Here is a 9,165-nt window from a genome sequence, read left to right on the forward strand (position 1 = left end):
TCATTCTGATGAAATCGCGTTTTTCATCCCAGGTACGGCTATACAGGTTATTCATCTATTCAACACCTCTTATGGATAAATGTCTCACCTTCATTTATATGTCTAAATATGGTTGCTGTCAAAGAGCAAAACCACAAGATATTCGACTATTAGCAATTGGTAAGATTCTAGTAATAAGTTGATGCGGATGAAATTCACCCCAGCGCATCAAGCTTGATGATACCGCTGGGGCAAAAGTTTTTCTATGGTGTGTTGCTCATTTTTAGAACGAAATGGGCAAATAATAGACTAAGTGTTTGTTTTTAAAGCAGCCTAAAAAATAAGCTTTTTTACGCCCAGCTATCATTTTTCTTAGAAGGTTTAATGATAGGAATTAATAAAGTTAGAATTACACCAAGTGTTACCAGGCCACCCCCGATTAACATCATGTTAGAATCTGACTTATCTTTTAATCTAAGATTCTCGGTTTGGATCAGTTCTAATTCGTTTCTAAGCTGCTCATTACTTTCTCTAAGCTCACGATTTCGCTTATCTAGATTAAGGGCATTGGCCGAAATAGACTTAATGTTCTTTAGCTCTTTGCTATTAGCATTAAGCTCTGAAGTGGTTTGAGTATGTTCTTTGCTAAGACTCTGGTGCTTCTTTTTCAAGTTGGCCAGTTGAGTTTGAGTTTCTTCGTAGTTAGCTTTTAGTTTAGCTAACTCCTGATTAGCTTGGGCTAGCTTAACTTTAGCAATAGGCTGCGCCGTTAGATATCTAGAAGGCAGATAGCCTTCTATGCCGCTTGGCGTTTTAACGTGTGCGTAGCCAGAGCTCAGCTTTTCAATAATTTCCAGCTTGGTGCCGCTCTTAAGTCCTTTGTGGACAATCCTAAACCCGACTCCTTCGCCGCTGCGTAAGGGAACTAAAAGGGTGTCGTCTATGTACATAGTTTCAGCTGATGCAGAGCTGATAGCCAACGCGAGTAAGCATATAGAGGCCGCGATCTTTGAAAGGAATGATGTTTTCACGATTTGTATCCTGTATTTCGTAGTAAGCCCGTTTTAAACAACGAGTCGTAAAGTCAGTAGCGTTAGCCCCGGTTTAGGTCGCTTGATAAGTGTTCTAACTAAGGTAGAACTTTCTTAAATGGTTTAACCGTAACGTTTTCATAAACGCCGGCTGCAACGTAAGGGTCTTGGTCTGCCCATGCTTGGGCTTCGTTTAAAGAACCAAACTCTGCTATTACCAAACTTCCTGTAAAACCTGCTTCACCTGGATCTTCCGAGTCAGTCGCAGGGTGTGGGCCGGCAACAAATAAGCGGCCTTGTTGTTTTAGTTCTTCTAGTCTTGCCAAATGAGCAGGTCTTGCAGATTTGCGCTTTTCTAAACTATTTTCGATATCCTGGGAGATAATTGCGTAGTACATGTGTTTCTCTATTGTTTCAATGTTTGGTCGTAGACTAATTAAAGCATTCTAAGGCTATTGATGGATGATGTCTTCAAAATCCAAGCCCGTTAATCGTTTTATGTGCTTAAAGAGGTAGAGCATTGCGTATATCATCACGATGACGCAGGGTATTGTAATAACCGGGTAGCTAAGCAGGTTCATTGTACCAAGCTCGTCATTGAACTCGGCAGTTCCCGAAGGGCTGACGACTATGTACTTTGCCAATGCATAGTTTAGAGCAGCGGAAAGCATGAAAGAGCCCGCTAGTATATAAGTGGCTGTTTTTAAGACACGTTCAAAAGCGCCTTGGTTATTACTTTTGTCGAGAGCTTCATCGACCTTATCAATTTGCAGAATCTTGTCGTTATAAATAAATGTTTTGACCAAGGGGTACTTGGTTTTTAGTGAAACAATCGTACCTATAGCAATGATCAATGGTATGCTGGCTTCTTTGATTGCAATATATTTTGCATCGAGTTCCAATAGGCCAATGCCGCTGGTGAGTAGAATGCTAATAAAGCCTAACGCTGGGATGAATCCGAATTTTCGCTCTTTGATGAACTGGTAAATACCAAAGAGTAGTGGGAAGGAAAGGCCAAAAATTAGTGCGTATACAGGTCCCAGGCTATCATCGCCGCTCAGATATTTTAGAATAACGGTAGGTAAAATAACGCAGATTGCGAGCTCAAGTAACAAATGACTGGTTTGCTGTTTTTGTGCAGGCTTCTTTGGCTGTGTTGAGGTGTCGATAGTATTTTCGCTCATAAGGTGATTGCGTTGTTCCGTATTAAAAGGTTGTACAAATAGTACGTGAATAAGCTTACAGGTTGGTGATTATATGTGGAAACTGTGAAGGTTCAAACTTACCATCTTTACATAACATGCTTTTATTAAACCTGAATGACACCAACCTTAGATAATCGTGGAGAGTTATGAACCGTTCGCCAATAGATTTACATTGCCATAGCCTGTCATCGGATGGCAGTTTGAGCCCTACAGAGCTTATTCAAAGGGCTGCGGCAAATGGTGTGAAACTCTTGTCTCTAACTGACCACGATACCGTCGCCGGTCAGCAAGAAGCTTTTGACGCAGCAAATGTTGAAGGGATTTCAATGGTGCCCGGAATCGAGCTTTCATGTGTTTGGGGAAACTTTACCATCCACGTTCTTGCCTACAACTATGACTTGAATTCGGGCTTGATGCAGGAAATTGAAGCAAAGCAGTTACAGTCACGTCATCAACGCGCAGAGCTAATTGCAGAAAAACTAGAAAAAAAAGGCTTTCCAGGCCTGTTAGATGCTGCTCGGGCTTTGACTCAGTCAGGGATCCCTGGCCGACCTCATTTTGCACAGGCGATGATTGACCTAGCTTATGTTAGCGATCATAACGAAGCCTTTAAAAAGTATCTGGGTGCGGGGAAGGTTGGCGATGTAAAAAGTTTATGGCCAGAGCTAAAAGACATGGTAAATAGTATTGTTAACGCAAAGGGGAGTGCTGTCGTTGCCCACCCCAGAAAATACAATATGACCCTGACTAAGCTGCGCAATATGTTGGTAGAATTTAAAGCGCAGGGAGGCGAAGGCATTGAGGTAGTTACCTCAGGGCAGAAGCAAGGGGAAGTCGGGATGCTTAGTGATTTGTGTCAGCGAATGGGGTTGAAAGGTTCAATCGGTAGTGACTTTCATTCGCCTGAATATCGCTGGGCTGAACTTGGGCGTATTCCTTCATTGCCAAAAAGTGTTCTGCCGGTATGGCAGGAGTGGGAGGCTTTTCAGTCTCTCGAGCTACAGTAAGAAAAGAACAATTCAAAATTATTAAGATTCATAAGGGCTCAAGTGATTAGAGTCTATAAAAAAGATGGAGAGAGAAAATGACACTATGTCCAATCGCAATGGTTTCTGGTTGTAAGTCTTGCCCGGTATTTAAGGTATGTCCGGGTAAATCAATAATTGGTGACAGCAAAAAGGAAGAGCCGGCTAAGCCAGAAAAGGAAGGATCTAAGGAATCATAAATGTTATAAGTAGGGGCTGCTGTGCCTCGCAGAGGGGTAGCAGGGGGCGACTCTTGGCTATTCCTCCTACTTGGCGAAATGTTGAAACGAAATAATTGACCTTTTTCTATGAATAATCTCCCTTTCGGAAGGTATCGTTTACCTTCATGGTGTCAGGCTTTGCTCGGTATTTGTCACCAATTACCGGTCAATAACTGGTTTGCTAAGCGTCTAGCCTTTCTAATGCGAAAGCCTGTATTGATGCGCAAGCAATCACCTATCGATGTTCAGGTAGAAGGTTTAAAGTTCAGGTTGTTTCCCAAAGGAAACTTATCCGATAAGCGCTTATTAACTATGCCTGGCTTGCTCGATGGCCAGGAGCGACGTTTTTTGGCGTCCGTCTTGAGTGATGGGGCTACAGTTCTAGATGTAGGTGCGAATATCGGCGGTTATGGTTTGCTACTTGCGTGGGAGCGGAAAGACCTAAAGCTTGTTGCTGTAGAGGCGCACCCAGAGCTCGCTGCTCGCTTGCAGCGGCATGTCGAATTTAATCAGCTTCAATCTCGCTGTAAGTGTTTGCAGCTTGCGGCTAGCCCGCAAAACTCATTGGTTAAACTCTATCTCGATGAGGTGAACCAAGGTTGTAATTCTTTGTCGGAAGGGGTTGAGCACCCTGAGAGAGTCAGCACTTCAATTGATGTAAAGGGTTTGACTATTAGTGAGATTTTGGCGCTTGCTGATATTGACAAACTCGAGCTGCTTAAAATGGATATTGAAGGTTTCGAGTTTCCTGTGTTGGAAAGCTTCTTAAATCACGCAGAAGAAGCTGCCTGGCCCAAATACCTGCAGCTAGAGCAGCATAAAGATGCAGCACTAAGCCCAGCGGTTTCTATGGCGCTATCGAAGGGTTATATAAAGGTGCTGCAAACCCGAATGAATGTGATTCTTGAAAAGCGCTAAAGGATAGATACGCCTTCTTTAGCGAGCATGTCGATTAGCCTAATCAAAGGTAGTCCAATCAGTATGTTTGGATCTTTGCCCTCAATAGACTCAAATAACGATATGCCCAAGCCTTCCATTTTAAAGCCTCCCGCACAATCATAGGCTTGTTCGCGTTCTATATAATTGATTAGCTGCTGCTCATTTAGCTTACGAAATTTGGTGGCGTAGCTTTCAACAGCGCTTTGATATTTGCCGGTCTTCGTATTGAGCAGGCACAAGCCTGTATAAAAGTATGCAGTTTTGCCTTGGCAGAGTGTTAGCTGCTCAAGATTGCGTTCTCTATTTAGGGGTTTTCTAAGTATTTGCTCGCCCAAGCATGCGACTTGATCAGAGCCAATGATTAGCGAATTAGGGTGGGATGCAGCCAGTGCTTGCGCTTTTCTTATGGATAAACGCTCGGCCATTTCCTTATAGTTTTCATTAGGGAGGTGAGACTCATCAATGTCAGGAGATGCACACTTGAAGTGCTGAATTATTTTTTCTAGAAGCGCCTTTCTATAGGTGCTGGAAGAGGCGAGTACGATGTCCATAGATATCCTTGTATTGCAGGAAGTTGCATTGCTAAAGCGCAGTGGCCAACAAAAAGCGCTTGTCTTTTTAAATCAATGTCAAAAATACACTTATTTCCTTTGACAATACAGGTCTTCGGCCCTAGAATTGCGCGCTTATGTCTGATCACTCGTTACCCAAGACGCTCGACCCCTTTAAATATGCAGACCAGAATAAGGATTTGCAGGGGCATATAGCGGTACATCTCATGTCTAGGCTGACTTCAATGTTAGTGGATTCTGAGGGTGTCGTTAATATTGACTTGGAATTTGGACGGGATGAGCAAAGGCTGCGTATATTGAAGGGCAAGCTTTCAGCTGAATTGAACTTGCTTTGCCAGCGCTGCTTACATCCGGTCAAAAAGACAATAAGTTCTGAGTTTCAGCTCGGAATTGTAATGAGTGACGAGCAAGCGCAAAACCTTCCGCGTGTTTATGAACCTTTATTGGTGGAAGATGAAAAGCTTGTTTTACTGGATGTGATAGAAGAAGAATTGATCCTGAGTTTGCCAATGTTCGCTTATCATGATGATTGCGAACCTGAAGAGTATAACGAAGGTGATATTGAAGAGAGTGTTGAAAGTGAGGTCGAAGAGACCAAAGAGAATCCTTTCAGCGTGCTTTCAGAACTGAATTTAAAGAAATAATCGGTGAGCTAAGCTCATCAATTGATTTGAAATACCCGCGGGAGAACAAATATGGCTGTTCAAAAAAGTAAGAAAACTCGTTCAAGACGTGGCATGCGTCGTTCACATGACGCGCTAGGCACTGCAACTTTATCTGTAGATCCAACTACAGGTGAGAAGCACTTGCGTCACCACGTTTCTGCTGACGGTTTCTACCGTGGCAAGAAAGTAATTGAGACATTAGAAGACTAGTACGTAAATACTAGTTTCTGAAGACGGCGAAATGTCTGTAGGAATCACCATTGCAGTTGATGCAATGAGTGGCGATGATGGCCCTCAGGTTGTTGTCCCTGCTGTTTTTGCCTATCTTGAAAAGCTTCAGTCAAATGATGCTTCTCAAGCGTCTCCGGCAGCCAGCTGCCAAAGCAAAGCCTTCAATATCATCCTTGTTGGAAAACAGGTTGAATTGGAGGCTTTGTTGCACTCCTACCCAGAAAATCCATCAATATCGATTGTTCACGCCGAAACCGTTGTCTCTATGGATGACCGTCCTTCTCGTGTGCTGCGCAGTAAGCAAGATTCCTCGATGGCTGTGGCACTCCAACTGGTCAAGTCTGGTCAAGCTCAAGCTTGTGTAAGCTCAGGAAATACCGGTGCTTTGATGTTGTTAGGGCGATCAATACTGGGAACCTTTCCCGGTATAGATAGGCCCGCGATTACTAAAATGTTTCCTTCTCAAGGTGGTGGCTGTTTCGTTCTGGACTTAGGTGCAAATGTTGATAGTTCGGCCGAACATCTTCTTCAGTTTGCAATCATGGGCCAAGTATTAGCAAAAATTACCAAAGGCGTTGAAAATCCCCGGGTGGCACTGTTAAATGTTGGCGGTGAAAGTATTAAGGGTAATGAGCAGGTTAGGTTAGCCGCTTCGTTAATAGAAGAAAGTGAAGCGCTCAACTATATCGGCTTTGCTGAAGGCGGCGATATCTTTCGTTCCTATGCAGATGTTATCGTTTGTGATGGCTTTGTTGGCAATGTGGCGCTAAAAAGTGCCGAGGGTGCTGCCAAAATTCTGCTTTCCGGTATAAAAGACTTTTTCAAAGAGTCATGGTACCGGAAGTTGCTGGGTCGTCTCATGCTGCCTTTGCTGGCAAAGACATTGAAGCAGCTAGACCCAGACACTCACAATGGGGCCATCTTCCTTGGTCTGCAAGGCGTTTTGGTTAAAAGTCACGGGCATGCTAATGCGAAGTCTTTTGAGCAAGCGATTGATCTTGCCTATAAAGAGGCGGAAGCTAATCTGCCGGAGCTGATTAATAGCGAGCTGGAAAAGGTTTTGCTATAGCGCTGGTCTTGGTGGCTATGCGTCGCTAATTATTTGAATATCCAAGTCAAACTATCTAAAAGGTGAATTTTGTGACAACTGTCTTTATGTTTCCCGGTCAAGGTTCTCAGTCAATTGGAATGATGTCAGATCTCTTGGCGCAGTCAGAATTAGCAGTAAAAACCTTTACTGAAGCGTCTGAAGCAATTGGAGAGGATCTTCAAGATATTGCGCTAAATGGGCCTGAAGATAAGATCAACCAGACGGAAATTACTCAGCCTATTGTATTAACGGCAAGTGTTGCGATGTGGCGTACCTGGATAGAAAACTCTGACATCCGTCCAGACTATGTGTGTGGGCATAGCTTGGGTGAATATACGGCCTTGATCGCTAGCGGCGTACTGGATTTTGAAGAGACGGTTAAGCTCGTTAACCTTCGTGGTAAGCTTATGCAGGGAGCGGTTCCTCTAGGTGAGGGCGGTATGGTTGCTCTTTTGGGGCTTGATGATGATAAAGCTAAAGAGGCTTGTAAAGAGGCAGCCCAAGGGCAAGTTGTTGCGCCGGCAAACTTTAACTCTCCTGGTCAGATCGTCATATCGGGTGCGACCGATGCGCTGGACCGGGCGATGGCTATCGCAAAAGAAAAAGGCGCTCGTCGTACTGCGAAGCTTCCTGTAAGTGTTCCTTGCCATTGTGACTTGTTACAGCCTGCAGGTGAAGAGTTGGCAAATGCAATGTCGAAACTGACATTTAAAGAACCCGGTATTCCTATTGTGCAAAATGTGAATGCTCAGGTAGCCACAAACCTGGAAGAGCTAAAGACAAATTTATTGGCTCATTTGCATAGCCCCGTACTTTGGTCACAATCGGTCACTAAGCTGATTGAGCTAGGTGCCGACACTTTCGTTGAATGTGGTCCTGGTAAGGTGCTAGCGGGCTTAAATAAACGAATTGATAAAACGGTTAACACGATGGCTATGTCAGACGTGAGTAGTCTTGAAAAAGTAGTTTCCGGTTTATCAGATTAAACATGCTGTATAGGGTGCGCGGTGCGCACCAAGTTAAAATACCAAAATAAAGAACAGGAAAATGGCAATGGAAAAGAAGGTGGCGTTAGTCACGGGCGCAAGCCGTGGAATAGGTCAGGCGATTGCTAAAGAGTTGGCCATGGATGAGTCCTTAACGGTTATTGGTACTGCCACAACAGAAGATGGTGCCTCGTCAATTTCGCATTATTTCTCAAAGTGGGGCTTGGACGGTGACGGCATTAAGATGGATGTGTCAGACCCAGAGTCGGTCACAGAAGGCATCAAACAGGTCACTCAAGCTTATGGTCCGCCTTTGATCGTTGTAAATAACGCCGGCATTACCCGTGATGGTTTGTTGATGCGTATGAAAGAAGAAGATTGGGATAATGTCTTGAACACCAACTTGAGCTCGATTTACAGAGTCTCAAAGGCAGCGCTCCGAGGCATGACTAAGGCGCGCTGGGGACGAATTATTAACGTTAGCTCTGTTGTTGCGCAAATGGGCAATGCAGGCCAGGCAAACTATTGTGCTGCCAAGGCAGGCATAGAGGGCTTTAGCCGCTCTTTGGCAAAAGAGATTAGTGGGCGAGGCATTACAGTTAACTCAGTGGCTCCGGGTTTCATTGAGACGAGCATGACAGAAGAGCTTTCCGATACCGTAAAAGCGAGTATGTTGGCGACAATACCGATGCAGCGCTTGGGGCAGCCCGAAGAAGTGGCTTCGGTAGTAGGGTTTTTGGCATCTCAGCAAGCAAGTTATATTACTGGTGAAACGATCCATGTAAACGGTGGGATGTTTATGGGCTAAAACGGGAATATCCCGAATTTGTCCTGTTGTTATTCCGGTAGCATCTCGAATTTGTCCTGTTGTTATTCCGGTAGTACCCCGAATCAGTCTTTTCGTCATCCCGGTAGTGTTTGAGCCGGGAGCCATAAGGTTAAGACTTGGATGGATTCCCTCTCAAAATACTGCGTGAATGAGGGTAGGGTATGGTGGTTCCCATGTATTTGGCCGAAATACTATTTTTTGGTGGCCTGATTGAGATCAAAGAGTGATGTTTTGCTGCTTGTCTCTATCATTGCTTTGATCTAGACTACATCGCCATGAATAAATGAAGCAGACAATAGCTAGGTAATTAAGTACGAAGCTGTTTTTAAACTGAAATATTTCAGAGATAGAATGCTTGTCAGCTTGATCTATATTAATGAGAGGAAATTATG

General features: G+C 44.1%; 12 protein-coding genes. 8 read left to right on the plus strand and 4 right to left on the minus strand.

Annotated features, from left to right (window positions below; all coding sequences use genetic code 11):
• Window positions 1-329: 329 nt before the first annotated feature.
• The 3 genes from A3766_RS16760 to A3766_RS16770 all read right to left on the minus strand — a co-directional run bounded on the left by A3766_RS16760 (window position 330) and on the right by A3766_RS16770 (window position 2,194).
• Window positions 330-1,010, minus strand: a complete 681-nt coding sequence (locus tag A3766_RS16760; RefSeq protein ID WP_082865232.1) for a TIGR04211 family SH3 domain-containing protein — start codon at window positions 1,008-1,010, stop codon at window positions 330-332.
• A 98-nt stretch (window positions 1,011-1,108) separates the two neighbouring features.
• Window positions 1,109-1,408, minus strand: a complete 300-nt coding sequence (locus A3766_RS16765) for a YciI family protein (protein WP_068511593.1) — start codon at window positions 1,406-1,408, stop codon at window positions 1,109-1,111.
• Between the two features lie 54 nt (window positions 1,409-1,462).
• On the minus strand, window positions 1,463-2,194 hold the full coding sequence (locus tag A3766_RS16770) for a VC0807 family protein (RefSeq protein WP_068511596.1): 732 nt from the start codon (window positions 2,192-2,194) through the stop codon (window positions 1,463-1,465).
• Between the two features lie 167 nt (window positions 2,195-2,361).
• On the opposite strand from A3766_RS16770, the gene A3766_RS16775 reads away from it, so the two are divergent.
• The 3 genes from A3766_RS16775 to A3766_RS16780 all read left to right on the plus strand — a co-directional run bounded on the left by A3766_RS16775 (window position 2,362) and on the right by A3766_RS16780 (window position 4,379).
• On the plus strand, window positions 2,362-3,222 hold the full coding sequence (locus tag A3766_RS16775; protein WP_068553588.1) for a PHP domain-containing protein: 861 nt from the start codon (window positions 2,362-2,364) through the stop codon (window positions 3,220-3,222).
• Between the two features lie 77 nt (window positions 3,223-3,299).
• Window positions 3,300-3,440 carry a hypothetical protein gene (locus A3766_RS31260; RefSeq protein WP_197469960.1) on the plus strand — a complete coding sequence of 47 codons (141 nt, stop codon included), beginning with the start codon at window positions 3,300-3,302 and terminating at the stop codon, window positions 3,438-3,440.
• A 108-nt stretch (window positions 3,441-3,548) separates the two neighbouring features.
• A complete protein-coding gene (locus A3766_RS16780) occupies window positions 3,549-4,379 on the plus strand; it encodes an FkbM family methyltransferase (RefSeq protein ID WP_082865233.1) in 831 nt (276 codons plus the stop codon).
• Here A3766_RS16780 and A3766_RS16785 read toward each other — a convergent pair.
• Window positions 4,376-4,951: a nucleoside triphosphate pyrophosphatase gene (locus A3766_RS16785; RefSeq protein WP_068642546.1), complete on the minus strand. Its 576-nt coding sequence runs from the start codon at window positions 4,949-4,951 to the stop codon at window positions 4,376-4,378. The genes A3766_RS16780 and A3766_RS16785 overlap by 4 nt on opposite strands.
• Before the next feature lie 137 nt (window positions 4,952-5,088).
• On the opposite strand from A3766_RS16785, the gene A3766_RS16790 reads away from it, so the two are divergent.
• From A3766_RS16790 to fabG, 5 genes are all read left to right on the plus strand, one after another.
• Window positions 5,089-5,616 (plus strand): YceD family protein, encoded by a 528-nt coding sequence (locus tag A3766_RS16790; protein ID WP_068506765.1) that lies wholly within the window; start codon window positions 5,089-5,091, stop codon window positions 5,614-5,616.
• Between the two features lie 51 nt (window positions 5,617-5,667).
• The gene (gene rpmF / locus A3766_RS16795; protein WP_068506763.1) at window positions 5,668-5,847 is read left to right on the plus strand and encodes a 50S ribosomal protein L32; all 180 of its coding nucleotides are present in this window, start codon (window positions 5,668-5,670) and stop codon (window positions 5,845-5,847) included.
• Window positions 5,848-5,878: 31 nt separating this feature from the next.
• Window positions 5,879-6,937 (plus strand): phosphate acyltransferase PlsX, encoded by a 1,059-nt coding sequence (gene plsX / locus A3766_RS16800; protein WP_082865234.1) that lies wholly within the window; start codon window positions 5,879-5,881, stop codon window positions 6,935-6,937.
• A gap of 86 nt (window positions 6,938-7,023) precedes the next feature.
• On the plus strand, window positions 7,024-7,944 hold the full coding sequence (fabD, locus tag A3766_RS16805; RefSeq protein ID WP_068553589.1) for an ACP S-malonyltransferase: 921 nt from the start codon (window positions 7,024-7,026) through the stop codon (window positions 7,942-7,944).
• A gap of 61 nt (window positions 7,945-8,005) precedes the next feature.
• Window positions 8,006-8,752: a 3-oxoacyl-ACP reductase FabG gene (fabG, locus tag A3766_RS16810; RefSeq protein ID WP_068506760.1), complete on the plus strand. Its 747-nt coding sequence runs from the start codon at window positions 8,006-8,008 to the stop codon at window positions 8,750-8,752.
• Window positions 8,753-9,165 lie beyond the last annotated feature (413 nt).

The organism is Oleiphilus sp. HI0132 (genome assembly GCF_001635845.1).